Source organism: Mycobacterium sp. AZCC_0083 (genome assembly GCF_014202335.1).
Lineage (GTDB): Bacteria > Actinomycetota > Actinomycetes > Mycobacteriales > Mycobacteriaceae > Mycobacterium.
Map to the genome: position 1 here is coordinate 1 of NZ_JACHGP010000007.1, position 17963 is coordinate 17963.

Sequence of the window (17963 nt, forward strand, 5' to 3'; positions counted from 1 at the left end):
CGCCACCATGTCCCCGACCGCGACCAACCGGGCCGCCGACGCACACGCCTCCGCGCGCGCCGCCGAGCACATCCGTTGCATCAGCAGAACGGCCGGATCGGATCCTTCGAACACGTGTTCGAGTCTACTTCCAAGTTACGACCCGCGCCACCGGGGTTAGCCAGTTCCCCTTAAGTCAATCGCCGGAGAACCATCAGATTGTCCCGCCAGACGAATGGATTGCCGTCCGGATCGACCCCGTCCCTGTCGATGACCTCGACGCGCGCCCGTTCCCATTTCGCGGCAGGCAGATCCAGCTCGGCGAGCACCTCCTCGGCGCTGGGGAACGGATGGTCGTGCGGGATCTTCTTCGAGAACGGCGGGGGCGCGGCATGGTCGACGATGACGAGCAGCCCGCCAGATACCACCGCACTCGCGGCATTGCGCAGCACCTGGGTCCGCTCCAACCTGACGGTGGAGTGCAGGAACTGCGCGGAGGCTAGGTCGAAGCTGCCCGCAGGAAAGCTGTCCGAGAGGTCGTGATGCTGAAAGTCGATGCGGTCCAACACCCCTCGCGACTTAGCTTCCGCACTGGCGCGGGCCAGTGCGGTCTCGGAGACGTCGACCGCCACCACGTGCCAGCCCTTCTCGGCCAGCCAGACGGCGTCTCCGCCCTCGCCGCAGCCGAGGTCGAGCGCCCGGCCGGGCGGAATGTCGGCCACCACCACGGCCAATTGCACGTTGACCCGGCCGCTCCAGATGCGCTCACGCTCGCCGTAGTGCCCCTCCCAGTACTCCTGAGCGCTTCCGTCCGATTCATGCGTGTGCATTTACGTGCTCCTTCTCTGTCGAATTCTTGGTTGGCCATGCTGGGACGGGCAGTCCGAAGTCGTCGGCGAGCAGACTCTGCACGGCGGCCGTCGCCGCCATCGAACCCGCCGCGACGGCGCCTGCCACTTGCGGTATCGCAGCGCTAAGATCTCCAGCGGCGAACACTCCGGGCACCGACGTGCGGTGGAACGGATCGACCTCGATGCCATCGACGACGACCGGGTTGGGAGCCAAGACGGCGACACCGAGTCGGGCCGCGAGCGTCGAACGCTGACGAAGGGATGCGCCCACCAGCACGCCTCGGCGCGCGAGCGGCGGACCGTCGGCGAACTCGATGGTCGCCAATTCGCCTGATTTCGAGACGAATTCGGCGATCTTGCGTTCGTCGACTGTCACGCCCGCGGCGCTCAGCTGTGCCCGGTGATCAGGGTCGAGTCCCGGTTCGCCGTTGGTGAGCACCACGACGTCGTCGGTCCAGCCACGCAGCATCAATGCCATGTGCACTGCCCGGTCCCCCTGAGCCAGCACCGCAAGCGGCTGATCACGTGCCTCCCAGCCGTGGCAGAACGGGCAGTGGAAGGCCGATCTGCCCCACAGTTCGGCGAGGCCGGTTATCGGCGGTGCCTCGTAGTGCATGCCAGTCGCCAACAGCACGCGCCGCGTGCGGACGCGGCTGCCATCGGCCAGTTCGAGGACGAAGGAGCCGCCATCCGAGATGCCCGTCGTCACCGCGCCGCGCTGAACCTCGACCGTCGGATAGGCGGCCAGTTCCGCACGTCCTGCTGCGTACAGCTCCGCAGGCGGCCGTCCGTCGTGGCCGAGCAAGCCGCCGATGCCGTGCGCAGCCAGATTGCTCTGCTCACCCTCGTCGACCAGCAGCGTTCGTCGCCTCGACCGGCCGAGCACCAATGCCGCGCTCAGACCGGCGGCGCCGCCTCCGACGACGACGCAGTCCCATTCGATGTCCATGAAGTCGAGCTTGCCCGCGCCGGGTCGTCAGTGCCAAGCTGTTTTGCCATGCAGGCAAATCACTCGCACAACGACGACGTCGATCTACGGGTGCGCCGACGACTGCGGGAGTTGCGCACGCAGCTCGGCCTGACCCTGGACGAGGTCGCCACCCGCGCCGACATCGACGTGTCGACGTTGAGCCGGCTCGAGTCGGGCAAGCGTCGCCTGGCTTTGGATCACCTGCCACGCCTCGCCGCCGCACTGTCGGTGAGCACCGACGAGCTGCTCAAGGCTCGGGAGGCGGAAGATCCGCGGGTGCGGGGCGGTTCGCACACCCGTCACCTCGTCACCTACTGGCCGTTGACCCGCAATGGGCCGGCAGGTGGCCTGCACGCGTTCAAGATCCGGGTAAGCGCCCGCCGCCGGACTCCGCCCGACGAACTGCCCGTGCACGACGGCCAGGACTGGATGTACGTCCTCTCAGGACAGATGCGGCTCATCCTCGGCGAGCGCGACTTCACCATCAAACCCGGTGAGGCGGTGGAGTTCTCGACGTGGACGCCGCACTGGTTCGGCGCCGTGGACGGGCCCATCGAGGCCATCGCGTTGTTCGGCCCGCACGGCGAGCGGATGCACGTTCTCGACTGACTACAGGTAAGCGGTCTGGTTCACCAATCGCACCGAGGACCCGCCGTCCGGGTAGAACTCGGCGATCGACAGCGAGGCCAGGTCGAGGTGCAGGCGGTACAGGATGCCCTCCCCCGCGTCCAGCGCCAGCCGCAGAATCGTCTTGATCGGCGTCACGTGCGACACCACCAAGACGGTCGCGTCCCTATGATCGGCGATGATCCGGTCGAGCGCACGCCGAACCCGGTGTGCGACAGCGTCGAAGCTCTCACCGTCGGGCGGCGGTTGTGAGGTGTCGCGCAGCCATCGGGTGTGCAGTTCGGGGTCGCGTTTGGCGGCCTCGCCGAACGTCAAACCCTCCCACGACCCGAAGTCGGTCTCGATCAGATCGTCGTCGACGGTGACGTCGAGGCCAAGTGCCTTGGCCGCGGCCGTCGCGGTGTCGTAGGCCCGCTGCAGCGGAGAACTGATCACCGCCGAAATGCCGCCCTGCCGGGCGAGATACGCGGCCGCGGCATCGGCCTGGTGACGGCCGAGTTCGGTAAGGGCCGGATTGCCCCTGCCGGAATAGCGGCGGTCGACGGACAGCGCGGTCTGCCCGTGACGCAGCAACATGAACCGGGTCGGCGCCCCGCGCGCACCGGTCCATCCGGCCGGGGAGGACTGTGCGGCAACGGGTTTGAGTGACTCTGCAGGCTCCGACACCGCGGCGGGATCCGCTGCAGCGTCCATCGCCTCATTGGCCAGCCGATCGGCGTGCGAGTTCTTGGCACGCGGAATCCACGCGTAGGTGACCCGATCGAACAGGGCCGCAACGTCCTTGGCACGTTGGTTCAGCGGGATCAGGTCGGGGTGCTTGACCCGCCACCGGCCGGTCATCTGCTCGACGACCAGCTTGGAGTCCATCGAGACCGCCACCTCGGTGGCGCCGGCCCGTGCGGCCGCCTCGAGACCGGCGATGAGCCCGCGATACTCGGCGACGTTGTTGGTGGCCCGCCCGATCGATTGCTTGCTCTCGGCCAGCACCGTCTGACGGTCGGCCGAGAACACCACGGCGCCGTAACCGGCGGGGCCGGGATTGCCCCGCGACCCGCCGTCGGCCTCGATCAGCACCTTCACTTCGCGAAGCCCTCGAACCGCAGCAGGATGGCACCGCATTCCGGGCAGCGCAGCACTTCGTCCAGTGGTGCGGCAGTGATCCGCTGCATCTCGCCGCGGTCGATCTCGATCCGGCAGGCACCGCACCGGCGGCCCTGCAGCAGCCCAGCCCCCGGCCCGCCGTGGCCGCGCTGGCGTTCGTAGAGCGCGACCAAATCGGCGTCGAGCGTGACGGTCACCCCACTGCGGCGTCCCGCGAGGTGGTGCCGGGATCCGTCGATCGTCACCAGAGCGTCGTCGCGTGCGGCGCGGGCGATGGAGAGCTGGTCGGCGAGTTCGTCGATCTTGCCCAACCGCTCGGCCTGGTCGTTCTGCAGCTCTTCGCGACGTTCCATGATCTCGAGGAGGGAGTCCTCAAGGCTCGACTGGCGACGCTGCAGGGTCTCCAGTTCGTGCTGCAGCTCGCCGAGTTGCTTGGGGTTGACGCCACCGGAGTCGAGCATCGAGCGGTCCCGGTCCTCGCGCTGCCGGACGCCGTCGATCTCAGCTTCGAACTTGCTCACCTCGGCTTCGATGTCCTCCAAGGCGAGGTTTACCGCGGCCAGTCCGTCGTTCGCGGTGCGGTGTTCGGACTCGACCGCGTCGAGGCTCTGCTGCTCGGCGAGGTTCTTGGCCCGGTGCTCCAGCCTGCCGACCTCGGCGTCGATCTCGGCCAGCTCGATCAGCGAACGTTGTTGCGCGACTTCTGCCTTCATACTTCTCTCTCGACGTTCCATGGATCGGTGCGGACCGAACTGACCCGCACCGGAAGTGCGTCACCGAAATGGCCGGCCAGCACTGCGGCGGCCTGTGCGCACCACGGGTACTCGCTGGCCCAATGCGCGACGTCGACAAGCGCGACGCCGGACCTGCGCAGGTGCTCATCGGCCGGATGATGACGCAGGTCGGCGGTCAAGTAGGCCTGCACCCCGGCGGTCGCGACGACGTCGAGCAACGAATCGCCCGCGCCGCCACACACTGCCACCCGCGACACCAGTCCGTCGGGGTCACCGGCGGCCCGAACTCCCCAGGAGGTCGCAGGGAGCGCTGCGGCGACCCGGGCGACGAAGGCCGACAACGGTTCCGGCTCGGGCAGCGAGCAGATCCGGCCGATTCCGGTGTCAGTCGGCAGTGGCGCGAGCGTGAACACGTCGAACGCCGGCTCCTCGTAGGGGTGTGCGGCGCGCATCGCGGCAAGGACTGCGGCGCGTGCGCTCGCGGGAGCGATGGCCTCGATCCGTTCCTCGGCCACCTGCTCGACCGAGCCCACGCTGCCGATCGTCGGGGATGCACCCTCGTGTGGGAGGAACTGCCCGTTGCCCGAGACGGTCCAACTGCAGTGCGAGTAGTTCCCCATCTGGCCCGCTCCCGCAGCGAAGATGGCTGCGCGCACCTTGGCGGCGTTCTCGGCGGGAACGAAGATCACCCACTTGTCGAGACGGCTCGGCTCGGCGGCGGGCGCCAGCACGCTCCCGATGTTCAGGCCGAGGGTCGAGGCCAGCGCGTCGGAAACCCCCGGTGAGGCGGCGTCGGCGTTGGTGTGGGCGGTGAACAGCGCGCTGCCCCGGCGGATCAGCCCGTGCAGAAGGGCGCCCTTGGCCGTGTCTGCCGCCACCGTGTCGACGCCGCGCAGGAGCAGCGGATGGTGCGCCAGCAGCAAGCCTCCGTCACCCACCTCGGCGGCCACCTCGGTGGTCGCATCGACGGCGACGGTCACCGACTCGACGGGCTCCGTCGGGTCGCCGCAGACCAGGCCGACGGAATCCCAGTCCTGAGCGAGCCCGGGCGGGTACGCGTCGTCGAGCACTTCGATGACGTCGCCGAGCCGCACGCTCACTGCATCGCCCTTGCCACATGACGACAGTAGTGCGCGGATGAGCGGGCCAGGCACGGGGACGACCGGACACATCGGGGACAATGCAGGGGTGAGCGCTCAGTTGGTGATCTTCGACCTCGACGGGACCCTGACCGATTCCGCCCTGGGAATCGTGTCGAGCTTCCGTCATGCGCTCGGCGAGATCGGCGCACCCGTTCCCGACGGCGACCTCGCGGGGCGCATCGTCGGACCGCCGATGCACCTCACGCTCGAATCCATGGGGCTCGGCGATCGGGCCGACGAGGCGATTGCCGCCTACCGCGCCGACTACACCACCCGCGGCTGGTCGATGAACAGCGTCTTCGACGGCATTCCCGCGCTGCTTGACGACCTGCGCGCGGCGGGCGTGCGGCTGGCCGTTGCCACCTCCAAGGCCGAGCCCACCGCAAGGAGGATCATCGAGCACTTCGGGCTTGACGGGCACTTCGAGGTGATCGCGGGTGCCACCGTCGACGGCACGCGCTCGTCGAAGGCCGACGTGCTTGGCCACGCGCTGGCCCAGCTGGGGCCACTGCCCGAGCGGGTGGTCATGGTCGGCGACCGCAGACACGACGTCGAGGGCGCCACGGCCCACGGCATCGACACCGTGGTGGTGGAGTGGGGTTATGGCGCGGGCGATTTCGACGCCGTCGACGGGGTCGGGTACCGGCACGTGTCGTCCGTCGCCGACCTCCGCGAGGTGCTCGGTGTCTGACCACTCCGGCGAACTGCACGTGACGTTCATCTGTTCGGGCAACATCTGCCGGTCGCCGATGGCGGAGAAGATGTTCGCCCACCAGATCGACGAGCGCGGCCTGACCGGCGTGGTCCGGGTGACGAGCGCAGGCACCGGCGGCTGGCATGCCGGTGACTCGGCCGACGAACGTGCCGGTCACGTGCTTCGCGAGCACGGTTATCCGGCCGCCCACGAAGCCGCGCAGATCGCCGAGGACCACCTGGCGGCCGATCTGGTGATCGCGATGGGCCGCAACCACGTGCGGATCCTGCGCGACCTGGGCGTGCCACCGGAACGGCTCCGCATGCTGCGCTCCTTCGACCCGCGTTCCGGCGCACATCCGCACGACGTCGAGGACCCGTACTACGGGACGCATGACGACTTCGAGGACGTGTTCACGGTCATCGCGGCCTCGCTGCCTGGGTTGCACGATTGGGTCGACGAGCGGCTCGCCGACCGGGGAATGGCCGTCTAATGGGCAGATTCGCGTTTCTCTTCAAGCCCCAGTGGCTGGCGCTCTACGTCGTGGTGATCGCCTTCGCCTACCTGTGCTTCACCGTGCTGGCGCCGTGGCAGCTCGGCAAGAACACCAAGACGTCCCGCGAGAACGGCCAGATCTCGTACTCGCTGTCGGCCGATCCGGTGCCTGTCACCGACTTCCTGCCGCATCAGGATTCGGCAGCGCCGAACGATGCGTGGCGCCGGGTCACCGCGACCGGCAGGTATCACCCGGACGCCCAGGTGCTGGCCCGGCTTCGGGTGGTCGAGAGCGAGCAGGCGTTCGAGGTGCTGGTGCCGTTCACCGTCGACGGCGGGCCGACCGTGCTGGTGGACCGCGGTTACGTGCGACCCATACCGGGTTCGAATGCACCTGAGATGGCTCCGCTGCCGCAGGGGCCCGTGACGATCACCGCACGGCTGCGCGATTCCGAAGGCGTCGTCGACGGCAAGGAACCGTTCCGCCAGAACGGGGCCCAGCAGGTGTACTCCATCAACACCGCCCAGATCTCCGCGCTGACCGGCATGCCGTTGGCCGGCTCATATCTGCAGCTGGTCGCCGATCAGCCCGGCGGCCTCGGCGAGATCCCGTTGCCTCACCTGGATGCCGGTCCGTTCCTGTCCTACGGCATCCAATGGATCGTGTTCGGCATCGTCGCACCGATCGGGGTTGGCTACTTCGTCCTCGCCGAGGTTCGGCAGCGCCGCCGCGAGAAGGCCGCAGCCGCTTCTCCCCCTACCGGAAAACCCCTCACCCCAGACGAGAAGCTCGCCGACCGCTACGGCAGGCGGAGCTGACCCCGACCGCGCACACCGCCGCGAGCAGCTGAACCGCCCGCGAAAGCCGCACCGAGGCGTGCAGATCGGCAGCCGCCGGAACCCGACCGTCACCGAGCGTCGGCCGGATCTCGAGGCGGTGCGCGTACTGCGTCGGCCCACCCAAGCGAACACCCAGCGCACCTGCGAAGGCAGCTTCCGCCACCCCTGCATTGGGGCTGGGGTGCTTGGCCGCGTCACGACGCCAGGCGGCCAGCGCCCGCCGCGGCGAGCCGCCCGTAACCGGTGCGCACGCCGCCACCAGCAGACCCGTCACCCTGGCCGGCAGGTAGTTCATCACGTCGTCCAATCGTGCTGCAGCCCAACCAAACCGGCTGTAGCGCGGCGAGCGGTGCCCGATCATCGCATCGAGCGTGTTGACGCCGCGATAGACGAGGAGCCCCGTGACTCCGCCGAGCGCACCCCAGCACAGCGGCGCCACGGCGGCATCGGAGGTGTTCTCCGCCACCGACTCGAGGGCGGCGCGGGTCAGCCCCGCGACGTCGAGTGCCGCGGGGTCGCGCCCGCACAGCGACGGCAGTAGGTCGCGTGCCCCGTCGACGTCATCGCCGTCCACCATCCGGGCCATGTCGGCGCCGGTACTGGCCAGCGACGTGCCGCCGAGTGCGACGAACGTCGCCGCGGCGGTGAGCACGGCGGTCCACCCGGCACCCCGCCGCGCCGCAGCCCGGTCCGCGGCGATACCCGACACCGCCAGCACGCCGATCAGGACGCCGGTGTGCGCGACACCCGCAGCACGCCGATCGGAGTAGGTGAGCCGTTCGAGGGCGGCTGCGCCACGCCCGAACACCGCGACAGGATGACCACGGCGGGGGTCGCCCAGCAGCAGGTCGGCCACGTACCCAAGCGCGAGACCTGCCGCCCGGCCGCGACATGTCGGCACAAACACTCCGGCAGCGTCTCACGAGGTGGTGTACTCGACGCCATGAGGCTGGGGCCCCCGCGACGGCCTACCCGTGTGGTGCACCTGCTCAATCCTGCGGCGGTGCTGTTGCCCGCGGCGAACGTGATCATGCAGCTCGCGGCGCCTGCCGTTGGCTACGGCGTTGTGGAGAGCCCGGTGGACAGCGGCAACGTCTACGTACATCCGTTCAAGCGGGCTCGCACCACCGGCACCTACCTCGCGGCGGCGACGCTTGGCACCGACGACGACCGGGCGCTGATCCGCTCCGAAGTCGACAGGGTGCACGCGCTGGTGCGGTCGAACGCGTCGAGTCCGGTGTCCTACAACGCCTTCGACCCCAAACTGCAGCTGTGGGTGGCGGCCTGCCTGTACCGCTATTACGTCGACATGCACGAGTCGCTCTACGGACCGCTCGACGACGAGGCCGCCGACGCGATCTATCTGGACGCCCGCACGCTCGGCACCACACTGCAGGTGCGCGAGGCGATGTGGCCGACCGACCGCGCCGCGTTCGACGAGTTCTGGAAGCGCTCGGTGGATCGGCTGCGGATCGATCCGCCGGTCCGCGAGCACCTCCGTGGGGTCGCCGCGTTGGTGTTTCTGCCTGCGCCGCTTCGACTAGCAGCGGGACCATTCAATCTGTTCGCGACGACGGGCTTCCTTCCTGCCGAGTTCCGGGAGCACATGGGGTTGTCGTGGACGGCGGGCCAGCAGCGCCGGTTCGAGTGGCTACTGAGCGGTCTGCGTGTCGCCGACCGGGTGATCCCCCGCGATCTGTGGATCTTCGGGTACCGGCTCTACCTGTGGGACATGCGGTCACGCGCCCGCCGTGGCAGACCGGTGGTCTGACCGCGCTTTCCTCGGCTCGTCGGCCGAAGGCTTGGACGCGTGCTTGGGCGTGTCGGTCGCCTCGGAAACCCGTTGCCGCTGGGGCTGCTTCGCGCCGGGCGCCGTCGGCGGATTGGCCAGGTCGACCGAACGCAGCTGGTCGACCACCGTGGTCGGAATCGCTGCGGGCGACGACGGCGCGACCGACGACGCGACGGCCATGGTGGCCTGCGCCGCCTGAGGCATGGCAAGCGCCATCCGGGCCATCGTCGGTGTAGTGGCAGGCGACGTCGCGAGGTCCCGAACGATGTAGGCCGCCGGCTTCCACGTCCCGTCATCGCGGATCAAGCCCAACGTGTCTTCGGGATTGGTGCTGCCGGTCTGGTCGTCTTCGAGGGTGTAGACGAACGCGGGCCCGGTGTAGTTCAGCGTGCGCCACGTCGTCAGCATGTCCTGGAGGTACGCCGCCTGCTGCGCGTCACCGGCGACCGACGTCGGCTCGCCGTATTCGCTTGCCCAGATCGTCTTTCCGGTGTCGCCGTTGGCGACCATCAGGTCGCGAATGTCGGCGAGCTGGTTGATCGGCGAGTCCGGATAAATGCCACCTGCGGAGAAGGGCGTCGTGTACTGGTACGGGTGGAACGACAGGGCGTCGAAGTATCCCTGCGCCCCGCTCTGATACATCTCGTCGACGAACGTCACCGGGTTCAAGGTGTAGTTCTCGTAGGTGACCGTCGAACCAACGACGCCGCCGATCACCGTCGCAGCCGGGTCGGCTGCCTTGATCGCCGGATAGGCGGCCTTGAGGAGCTGTGTATAGCCGGCCGGGTCCGGTTGCGGCCCGTAGTACGGTGCGGCGTTGGGCTCGTTCCAGATCTCGTAGGCGCCCACCTTGCCCGCATAGCGCTGGGCAGCAAGACCGGCGAACGTGCCGAAGTCCGCAGGCGACGCAGGATGCCCGTAGACCCCGGGAGCACTGGGATCGTTGGCCCAACCTGGCGTGGTGGTGATGACGGCGAGGACGCCCATTCCTCGCGCGTCCGCGGCATTGATCATGTAGTCGGACTGCGACCAGTTGTAGTAGCCGGGAACGGGATTGATGCCCGCCCATGGGATGCCGATCCGAATCGTGTTGACGCCCATCGCCTGCATCTGGTCGAGCACGGCGTCGACCTCGGCGGGCGACGCAAAGTACAGATCGGAATCGGCAATGCCGATCGTCGTGTTCGATTCGTCGATCGCGGCCATCGCCGCGACGTCGATCGTCACTGGCCGCAACCCCGGCAACAGCGTCGTCGCACCGACCGCGGATACCGCAACGGTCGTCATTCCGGCGATCACGATTCTGGTTAAGGGCGCCCGACGTCCATGCGCCACATGACATGTCTTCATGGCAGAGCTATTCCGGGCCGAGTTCAATTCCAATCGCGGTGACCAACTAGAACATGGGTTTGAGCTGCATATTTACCTTTCATCCGAAAGAAATCGCAATTATTTATTACGCGCATCAGCAATTTCAGCAAAGGTAGTATTGGCTTGTCTAAGTTGCGATGAAGTACCGCTGATCGCTCCGAACCACTTTGCTGGACGAACTGGCCATACCGACTCCGCGAATCGGGCAAAGCGCGAGGCCGATGACGGGATGCGGCCGGTAACCGCTCGGCGAACGACTGCTAGCCCTTGCACTCGCAAACACACGGGCCCCGATCCGTGAACGAAACCTTGGCCGGCTGCGTATTTAAGTAGTCTCAGCTGATCGACCAGTGAGGAACCCCATGACGACCGTCTCGGCACTGAACCACGTCGCCGTCACCGTGCGCGACATCGACGTCAGCGGCCCGTGGTACCAGGCCGTGATCGGCGCCGAGCCGTTGCTCGACGAACACACCGCCGCCGGTTTCCGTCATCTGGTGTGGGCGCTCGACAACGGCACCCTGTTCGGCATCCACCAACACGACCGCGCTGCCGGGGACGGGGGATTCAGCGAGTTCTCGGTCGGACTCGACCACGTCGGCTTCGGGTGCGCGAACCGCGCCGAACTAGAGGAGTGGAAAGCCCGTCTCGACGAGCTCGGCATCACCAACGACGGCATCATCGACGAGCACTACGGCTCGGGGCTGAGCTTCCGCGACCCCGACGGCATCGCGTTGGAGTTCTTCGCCCCGCCTGCGTGACGCCGACGGTCTCGCCCATGGTTCGGCGTGCTGAGGCGCTCCCGCACCTCAGCACGCCGATTGGTGAGTCAGGCGACGACGCCGCGGGTCAGCGGCTCGATCCCTCGCTCGACCTTCTTGGCTGTGCTCCGCACCTTCACGGCCCACACGATCTCCGTGGTCCCAATGACGACGAGCCATACGCCGGCGACGATCGACAGCACCACGATGGAGCTGATCGGCGAAGCGAACATCACCACGCCGGCGATCATGGTCAGGACTCCCATGAAGATGTACCAACCACGTTCGGGCAATTCCTTGAAGCTGATCGCCAATGCGGTCTCGGTGACACCTCGGAACATGAACCCGACTCCGATCCACAAGGCCAGCAGCCATACGGCGGCGACGCCGTCGTTGAAGTCGCGGAAAGCGAACACGCCCAAGGCTATTGACAGTGCGCCGCTGATGAACAGCAGAACCCGGCTCGCTGCTGGCGAATGGGTCGTGAACGCACCAATGACCTGTGCGATGCCTGACGCCAACAGGTAGACGACGAACAGGATTCCAGCAGCGACGATCGATTGGCCGGGCCAGACGAGCACCGCGGCCCCCACGACGAGGGTCAGTACCCCTAGCGAGAGCACCGACTTCCACAGGTTGCGAACTACGGACGGGGTTTCGAAGGTGGTCATGATCAGCGCCCCTGTCCCATGGGTTGGTCAGCCTCGCCACGGGCGAGCTCCGCACGCACCACAGCCCACTCCGCGGCATCGAGGCAGTAGGCCGCGAGGCTCACGGCAACCACCGCGTCGTCCTCGGCGGCCTCGGCGGCCCCCTCGGCGTTCGCTTCCTTCGTCTCGGCCTGCCAGTCGGCGAAGTCAGCCTGAATGGCGCTGGTGGTTTCCGACCACCAACCCCGGGTGGTGTCCTTCGCCTGGGTGGCGGCACCCTCCAACTCGGTCTTCGACTGTTCGATGGCCTTCTCGAGCTCCTCGCGACGTGACTGCAGCGCCGCGCGGTTCCTTTCCTGCACGGCCGCCGCCGAGTCCTCGACTCTCTTGACCCGACCAGCAAGATCGATAAGGGCGTCTGACAAATTTCGCATGTGCTTCTCCTTCGGTGTGGCATCGGAAGTGTTTTCCGACAACGGTTTTCATTGGATGTGGCCACAAAGCAGTTAGCTGAACTCGGTTCCCGCTCGACGGCTACGGCCAGCAATAGCGCGCTGGGCGCGTTGCGCATTCCGGCTTGCGAGGCGTCAGGCGAACCCCATTCATCGTGATATTGGCGGGGACAGCCTTAAGATCGGTTGGTGGTAGCGAGGGCCAACGCGCTCGGTGACTACCTCCGTGCGCGGCGCGAACAGATCTGTCCCGAAGACGTCGGGTTGGTTACCGGTGCGCGACGCCGTGTGGCGGGTTTGCGCCGCGCAGAGGTGGCGACGCTCGCCGGTATCAGCTCCGCCTATTACCTGCGCCTCGAGCAGGGCCAGGACACCCATCCGTCCGGACAGGTCGTGGAAGCACTCGCGCGAGCCCTGCGGCTCGACCTCAAGGCGACGGAGTACTTGCAGCGGCTCGCGAACGCGACGGACAGACGTCGGCCTCAGCCCGCTGAAGACACCGTGGCTGAATCGCTGTGCCAACTGATCGACCAGTTGCCGGTACCTGTGTCCGTGGGCAACAGGTACTTCGATATGTTGGCATCCAATCGATGCGCTCGCGCTCTGTCACCCGGACTGGAGCCGGGAGAAAATCTGCTGTACTGGATCTTCCTCGCCCCCGCTGCCCGAGATCTCTACATCGATTGGGACCGCGTCACCGACATAGCGGTGAGCGAGTTCCGCGAAGGCGCGGGCACCGATCTCGGCGATCCTCGATTGCGTACGACGATTGACGAACTATCGGCTCAGAGTCCACGTTTCCGTGAGCTGTGGGCGCGCGCGGACGTGGGCTACCGGCCAGGCCCGATGCACATCCGCCACCCGCAGCTCGGCGTCCTTCATCTCCTTCGGACCAGGCTCGGGGTGCCTCACTCGGATGGACAGCACATGCTGGTTTATCACGCCGAGCCCGGCAGCGAGTCAGCCCAAGCTCTAGAGGCACTTCGGCGAAGTAGCCAATAGCCTCTGCCGAAAGACGTTGCGGCAGAAGGCTCTAGGTCGGGCGAAAAGTCAGGGCGACGCCGTTCATGCAATAGCGCAGGCCGGTCGGTTGGGGACCGTCGTCGAAGACATGCCCGAGATGGCTGCCGCACCGGCGGCACAGCACCTCGGTGCGCGACATCCCCAGACTGTCGTCCTTGCGTTCGAGGACGGCGCCATCCATCGCCTTGAAAAAGCTTGGCCACCCGGTGCCGCTGTCGAACTTCGTCGTCGACGAAAAGTCATCGAGCGCGCAGCCCGCACATCCGAAGACACCAGCACGGTGCTCGTCGTTGAGGGGGCTGCTGAACGGATTCTCGGTGCCCGCTGCGCGAAGCACGTCGTATTGCGTCGGGGTCAACAGCTTCAGCCACTCCGCATCGGTATGGGTGACCTCGAAGGTCTCGGTCGACTTGTTCGGCGCGTCGGCGCCGGCGAGAGCACGCGGTGAGCCGCACCCTGCCACCGCGCCGAGGAGCACGGTCCCACACAACATGTTGCGGCGGGTCAGCAGTCGTGACTGAAGTGGTGGCAGGGCAGTCATAGTTCGACCGTAGGCCTGATTCGTTCTGGAGCGGTCATGAGCGGTCTTACCGATTCGTGACAGCCGCGCGCAGTCACGCGACAACGCCAATCCGAGGAGGAGACTCGAAAGGGTGATACGCAGCAAGTGGATTGGGCTCGCGATCGGGCTGTGCCTGGTGGTCGGTGCCGCCTTTCTGTTCACCGGTGGTCGGCTCACCATTCCGACCGTCAGTGCTGCCAGCGAGTCGATCGCCGTCCCCACACCCGAGGTCGACGAGCCTGCGGCGACCGGGGTCACCAGCGAGACGGCAGTCCTTGCGGGCGGCTGCTTCTGGGGTGTGCAGGGCGTCTTCCAACACGTCAATGGGGTCACCAAGGCGGAATCCGGCTATACCGGCGGCGACGCGCAGACCGCGAACTACGCGACGGTCAGCACCGGCACCACCGGCCACGCGGAGTCCGTACGCATCACCTATGACCCTCACCAGGTGAGCTTTGGTGAACTCTTGCGGATCTACTTCTCGGTGGTGCAGGACCCCACCGAGCTCAACCGTCAGGGTCCCGATAGTGGCACTCAGTACCGATCGGCGATCTTCGCACAGGATCAAACCCAGCAGCGCGTTGCGGAGTCGTACATCGCCCAGCTGAACAAGGCGTCGGTGTTTCCCGGACCGATCGTCACGACGGTGTCGCCGAAGGCAGAGTTCTTCCCCGCCGAGGCATACCACCAGGACTTCTTGAACTCGAACCCGACGTATCCGTACATCGAGATCAACGACATGCCAAAGGTCAACGGCCTCAAGCAGTTCTTCGCCGACCAATATCGCGATCAGCCCGTGCTGGTGCTCGCCGACGGGCGGTGACTGCATCGACCTGGAGATTTGATGGTGGGCGCGGACGGTATCGAACCGCCGACCGCTGGTGTGTAAAGGGACCGGAACTTGTGGACCTGTGTTCGATGGCGTCCAATACGTCGAGGTCAACGCCCTATCACGTGTCCGGCTGATGCCGTTGTGTCTACGGTGTTCGGGCCTGTCTTGGGACACTGACGAACGGGCGTTCGAGGCCACCGGGTCGTTATCCCAACAGGGGCCGTCGCCCCTTCCGTCAATCGTCGGCCAGCCAAGGCGAGCCGTCGCGCAGGATGCTCTCCTCGCCACCGGCGTTTCGCTTGGTAACCGACCATGTTTCACCTTGAAGAAGCGTGGGGTCGAGGGGAATCCGTTCGTGGTACTGGTTACCGTCGTCGTCCTGATATTCGAAGACGATCTCAGTCTCTCGGGGAATGCCGTCGATGTTTTGCCGGTAACCAGCCTCGTCGCGCTCGTCGCCGAGTACGTAGAACTCGTTTCGCGCGGTGTAACCGGGCGACCAAACGCCGATTGGTTTCGAGTAGCGGTGGCGAACGAACGGGATGACGCTGCCCTGCCCATCCGGTGTGTGATCGTGGGTAGGCAGTGGCGGATCGAAGCTCACCCGCACGCTACGAGCGAACGATTTCCCGACGTTGGAAACAACCAACATTGCGGTCGCTCCGTCCGAAGGACGAAGCGTGGCAACCATCATCGGACGAGTAGTTCGTTGAGTGGCCTCTTTATTGTGGCGCAGTGATCGGATCGCTGTCGTTCCCGTGACGACTGCCACGCCTGCTGCACTGACGGCAGCAGCTGAAGCAACACGCGCGGTCGTCCACCAGTGCCAAAAATCCCAAAGCCACCCCATTGTCGGCCTCCCTGCCTCGACCCTATTGCACGACTTTGCATCGCCTACATCGCGACTGGCCATCAAGACCCGGGGAGTGACCGCCACGCCCACCCGCCAATGCGGGTCCACGTGAGCACCGGGTGATAGCCGCCGCTGATCCATAGGTGTGTTGCGGCGAAATCGTCTGGTATCGCGTAGTCGGGCACATAGCCGCTCGGTGAGAGCAACTGGCTGAACAGGTCGAAACTCGGCCCGTAGAGGTGCACGCCGACCGCAAGGTGCCGTTCGGTGACGCCCTGGTGATCGCACAGCTTGCTCAGCTTCGAGACGATCCCCACGTCGGCCAGCATCCGATCTAGGTCGTGGTCCAGATTCTCGTCTTGGGGAAAGCCCGCCCTCGGCGGCAGGCGCACGGCCACGGTGCCGGGAGCAGACAATGCGCTCGGCGACAGGCCCAGCCCCGTCGACAAGAACCACTGAACGTCCGCGCTGAATTCGCTTGCCGGTAGCCGCACCGTGTCATCGACGCCGTGGCGGTCACACGCGGCAACGACGGACGGCAGCCGCTTTCGCAGCTGGTCGAGTTTCGTGCCGAGTTCGACGCTGACCGCCCATCCGCGCGGACTATCGACGGTGATCGTTTCGCCGTCGTCGTTCAGCTTGGATTGCAGCGCCGCCGCTCGACCGTCTTGGTAGGTGGTCATTTCGACGGCCCCGGTCGTCCCCTCGGACGACGTGAACACGTAATCGACCGCCCGAGGGCGTCCGTCGCGGTCGAACTGTTCCAGCTCGACGCCGCGTAGAAGCTCGACGACCCCGCGCAAATACCTCTCGGACTGGCGTTCGTCGCTCACCGATGCACCGTAGCGAACGGCTCGGCGTCGACCGCTCGGTCAGCGAACCCGGTCTCCACCACCCTGATTGGCCGAGAGCGGTTGAGCGCCCTCGCGTTGGCCGCCACCTCTGCGTCGGCCTCGTCCGCGAGCCCGACGTAGGCGCGGGCTGCGTCGTGCAGGCGCAGCAGTGCCCCGGCCTTGGCCCAGAAGCCGCCGGGGACGCGCTTGGTGACGCGGCTCCACAGCACTAGGTCGCCGTCGCCGGTCTCGTCGAGTACGGCAAGCTCGGCCATGATGGCCGAATCGATCTCGGCGTCGGTAACGCGCCGAATGCGCCAGTAGGCCAACATAGCCCGACATTGAGCGATGCCCGGATCGGAGTCGGGCACGTCCTGCCTCTTGAGTACGGCGAGCGCCGAAGACCAGCTGATGGGCGGTCGCTCGCCTGGATCTAACGTCTGCTCCATGTGCACAGCGTGGCAGACGAAAGCTACGGCGATACGGTGAAACGCCGTATGTCCGTCAGATCGCCCTCATGGGTGAATGCGTGTCCCCCAACGGAATTCGACGTCGGTTAGGGGTTGTACCTAAGCGCCTCGATCAAGATCGACCGCAGCAGCACAGATGGCGATCAGCCAATGCCGGTGATATCGGCGAGCGTTCGATTCCATCTGCTGTTTGGGGTGACGTCGGCTTGTCGGTCGATGACGTTGCTCGACGCGATGATGTGCGGATTGCGGTCCATGTCCAAGTACTTGGTCCAGTCGGGATCGCTGGACAGCATGTAGACCTCCGGGGTAGACCCGTCGGCGAGGCGCAGCCGTTCCCGGGGTAGCCAAGCGTCTCCGGAGAAGACAACGACTAGCGGCACGATTATGAAAGCGAACAGCATCACCGCGGCCGTAAGCGTGCTCAACAGGCTGATCAGGCCGGTCTTCCGTTTTCTCCCAAGGGCGGCCAGGAGTAACCCGGCCAAGATGAAGAGGTTGATCACCATGTGGCGCATTGGCATTGCCCACCACACGGCGACGAACCCGATAAGGAAGATCGCTAGCGCCGTGGATTGGCTGCGCTTAGCATCCTCGCGCTTCTCAGTCTTGACCGGCTCGTCTGCGCTCTTCGCGGCCTTGGCTTTCATGATGGCGTTGAGGACCGCGAAGAAGAACGCCCACCAGAGGAATGTGGCACCCAGCGGCAGCACGGTGCCGAGGATGACGGCTTTGATATCGAGGTTCGACACCAGCGCACGCAGACGGTTCGCGTCGCCTCTCGCGAAGACCATGAGCCGTAGCGCGGCGTAGATGACTGGAATGATCACGGTGAGCACGACCGCTTGGTCAACACGGATCCGCTCGGCGCCCCCCGGCTGAGTCATGCGCCACAGCATGACACGGACTCGTTGCCGTCCTCCACGAAGCG

22 protein-coding genes are annotated in these 17963 nt (G+C 66.4%); 8 read left to right on the forward strand and 14 right to left on the reverse strand.

Annotated elements, in window-relative coordinates; all coding sequences use genetic code 11:
- Positions 1 to 170: 170 nt before the first annotated feature.
- Together HNP02_RS17825 and HNP02_RS17830 are read right to left on the reverse strand one after the other, a co-directional pair.
- The gene (locus HNP02_RS17825) at positions 171 to 809 is read right to left on the reverse strand and encodes a cyclopropane-fatty-acyl-phospholipid synthase family protein (protein ID WP_184440864.1); all 639 of its coding nucleotides are present in this window, start codon (positions 807 to 809) and stop codon (positions 171 to 173) included.
- Entirely contained in the window at positions 796 to 1779 is a 984-nt protein-coding gene (locus tag HNP02_RS17830; RefSeq protein WP_184440866.1) for an NAD(P)/FAD-dependent oxidoreductase, read from the reverse strand. The genes HNP02_RS17825 and HNP02_RS17830 overlap by 14 nt, the downstream gene beginning before the upstream one ends.
- A 48-nt stretch (positions 1780 to 1827) precedes the next feature.
- On the opposite strand from HNP02_RS17830, the gene HNP02_RS17835 reads away from it, so the two are divergent.
- A complete protein-coding gene (locus HNP02_RS17835) occupies positions 1828 to 2409 on the forward strand; it encodes a helix-turn-helix domain-containing protein (RefSeq protein WP_184440867.1) in 582 nt (193 codons plus the stop codon).
- On the opposite strand, the gene HNP02_RS17840 is transcribed toward HNP02_RS17835, so the two are convergent.
- The 3 genes from HNP02_RS17840 to HNP02_RS17850 are packed head-to-tail and all read right to left on the reverse strand — an operon-like array spanning position 2410 to position 5362.
- Positions 2410 to 3507, reverse strand: a complete 1098-nt coding sequence (locus HNP02_RS17840; RefSeq protein WP_184440869.1) for a bifunctional RNase H/acid phosphatase — start codon at positions 3505 to 3507, stop codon at positions 2410 to 2412. It abuts the gene before it with no gap.
- Positions 3504 to 4241 (reverse strand): zinc ribbon domain-containing protein, encoded by a 738-nt coding sequence (locus HNP02_RS17845; RefSeq protein ID WP_184440871.1) that lies wholly within the window; start codon positions 4239 to 4241, stop codon positions 3504 to 3506. Before HNP02_RS17845 ends, HNP02_RS17840 begins: the two co-directional genes overlap by 4 nt.
- On the reverse strand, positions 4238 to 5362 hold the full coding sequence (locus HNP02_RS17850) for a YqfO family protein (RefSeq protein ID WP_184440874.1): 1125 nt from the start codon (positions 5360 to 5362) through the stop codon (positions 4238 to 4240). The genes HNP02_RS17845 and HNP02_RS17850 overlap by 4 nt, the downstream gene beginning before the upstream one ends.
- Positions 5363 to 5399: 37 nt before the next feature.
- Here HNP02_RS17850 and HNP02_RS17855 point away from each other — a divergent pair, with 37 nt between their 5' ends.
- From HNP02_RS17855 to HNP02_RS17865, 3 genes are read left to right on the forward strand one after another with little or no spacing between them, the layout of a single operon-like run.
- Complete coding sequence (locus HNP02_RS17855; RefSeq protein WP_184440875.1) at positions 5400 to 6095, forward strand: HAD hydrolase-like protein; 696 nt, start codon at positions 5400 to 5402, stop codon at positions 6093 to 6095.
- Positions 6088 to 6591, forward strand: coding sequence for a low molecular weight protein-tyrosine-phosphatase (locus HNP02_RS17860; RefSeq protein WP_309241601.1), 504 nt, complete (start codon positions 6088 to 6090; stop codon positions 6589 to 6591). Before HNP02_RS17855 ends, HNP02_RS17860 begins: the two co-directional genes overlap by 8 nt.
- Complete coding sequence (locus tag HNP02_RS17865; protein ID WP_184440879.1) at positions 6591 to 7412, forward strand: SURF1 family protein; 822 nt, start codon at positions 6591 to 6593, stop codon at positions 7410 to 7412. Before HNP02_RS17860 ends, HNP02_RS17865 begins: the two co-directional genes overlap by 1 nt.
- Here the strand turns inward: HNP02_RS17865 and HNP02_RS17870 are convergent.
- A complete protein-coding gene (locus HNP02_RS17870; RefSeq protein ID WP_184440881.1) occupies positions 7366 to 8340 on the reverse strand; it encodes a cobalamin biosynthesis protein in 975 nt (324 codons plus the stop codon). The genes HNP02_RS17865 and HNP02_RS17870 overlap by 47 nt on opposite strands.
- 36 nt (positions 8341 to 8376) lie before the next feature.
- On the opposite strand from HNP02_RS17870, the gene HNP02_RS17875 reads away from it, so the two are divergent.
- Positions 8377 to 9204, forward strand: coding sequence for an oxygenase MpaB family protein (locus HNP02_RS17875; RefSeq protein WP_184440883.1), 828 nt, complete (start codon positions 8377 to 8379; stop codon positions 9202 to 9204).
- On the opposite strand, the gene HNP02_RS17880 is transcribed toward HNP02_RS17875, so the two are convergent.
- Entirely contained in the window at positions 9172 to 10512 is a 1341-nt protein-coding gene (locus HNP02_RS17880; RefSeq protein WP_184440884.1) for a cellulase family glycosylhydrolase, read from the reverse strand. The two genes, HNP02_RS17875 and HNP02_RS17880, sit on opposite strands and share 33 nt — an antisense overlap.
- 446 nt (positions 10513 to 10958) lie before the next feature.
- Here HNP02_RS17880 and HNP02_RS17885 point away from each other — a divergent pair, with 446 nt between their 5' ends.
- A complete protein-coding gene (locus HNP02_RS17885; RefSeq protein ID WP_184440886.1) occupies positions 10959 to 11357 on the forward strand; it encodes a VOC family protein in 399 nt (132 codons plus the stop codon).
- A 68-nt stretch (positions 11358 to 11425) separates the two neighbouring features.
- Here HNP02_RS17885 and HNP02_RS17890 read toward each other — a convergent pair whose 3' ends face one another.
- Together HNP02_RS17890 and HNP02_RS17895 are read right to left on the reverse strand one after the other, a co-directional pair.
- Positions 11426 to 12028, reverse strand: a complete 603-nt coding sequence (locus tag HNP02_RS17890) for an HdeD family acid-resistance protein (protein ID WP_184440888.1) — start codon at positions 12026 to 12028, stop codon at positions 11426 to 11428.
- A gap of 2 nt (positions 12029 to 12030) precedes the next feature.
- Positions 12031 to 12441 carry a hypothetical protein gene (locus HNP02_RS17895; protein WP_184440891.1) on the reverse strand — a complete coding sequence of 137 codons (411 nt, stop codon included), beginning with the start codon at positions 12439 to 12441 and terminating at the stop codon, positions 12031 to 12033.
- Between the two features lie 207 nt (positions 12442 to 12648).
- On the opposite strand from HNP02_RS17895, the gene HNP02_RS17900 reads away from it, so the two are divergent.
- Positions 12649 to 13461: a helix-turn-helix domain-containing protein gene (locus HNP02_RS17900; protein ID WP_184440893.1), complete on the forward strand. Its 813-nt coding sequence runs from the start codon at positions 12649 to 12651 to the stop codon at positions 13459 to 13461.
- Between the two features lie 31 nt (positions 13462 to 13492).
- Here the strand turns inward: HNP02_RS17900 and msrB are convergent, their stop codons facing one another.
- Positions 13493 to 13975 carry a peptide-methionine (R)-S-oxide reductase MsrB gene (msrB, locus tag HNP02_RS17905; protein WP_184441659.1) on the reverse strand — a complete coding sequence of 161 codons (483 nt, stop codon included), beginning with the start codon at positions 13973 to 13975 and terminating at the stop codon, positions 13493 to 13495.
- Between the two features lie 160 nt (positions 13976 to 14135).
- Here msrB and msrA point away from each other — a divergent pair, with 160 nt between their 5' ends.
- Positions 14136 to 14867 (forward strand): peptide-methionine (S)-S-oxide reductase MsrA, encoded by a 732-nt coding sequence (msrA, locus tag HNP02_RS17910; protein ID WP_309241602.1) that lies wholly within the window; start codon positions 14136 to 14138, stop codon positions 14865 to 14867.
- A gap of 244 nt (positions 14868 to 15111) precedes the next feature.
- Here msrA and HNP02_RS17915 read toward each other — a convergent pair whose 3' ends face one another.
- From HNP02_RS17915 to HNP02_RS17930, 4 genes are all read right to left on the reverse strand, one after another.
- The gene (locus tag HNP02_RS17915; RefSeq protein WP_184440895.1) at positions 15112 to 15726 is read right to left on the reverse strand and encodes a hypothetical protein; all 615 of its coding nucleotides are present in this window, start codon (positions 15724 to 15726) and stop codon (positions 15112 to 15114) included.
- A 62-nt stretch (positions 15727 to 15788) separates the two neighbouring features.
- On the reverse strand, positions 15789 to 16562 hold the full coding sequence (locus tag HNP02_RS17920) for a hypothetical protein (protein WP_184440897.1): 774 nt from the start codon (positions 16560 to 16562) through the stop codon (positions 15789 to 15791).
- Entirely contained in the window at positions 16559 to 17011 is a 453-nt protein-coding gene (locus tag HNP02_RS17925) for a hypothetical protein (RefSeq protein WP_184440899.1), read from the reverse strand. Before HNP02_RS17925 ends, HNP02_RS17920 begins: the two co-directional genes overlap by 4 nt.
- Before the next feature lie 164 nt (positions 17012 to 17175).
- Positions 17176 to 17919, reverse strand: a complete 744-nt coding sequence (locus tag HNP02_RS17930) for a hypothetical protein (RefSeq protein WP_184440901.1) — start codon at positions 17917 to 17919, stop codon at positions 17176 to 17178.
- Positions 17920 to 17963: the final 44 nt, after the last annotated feature.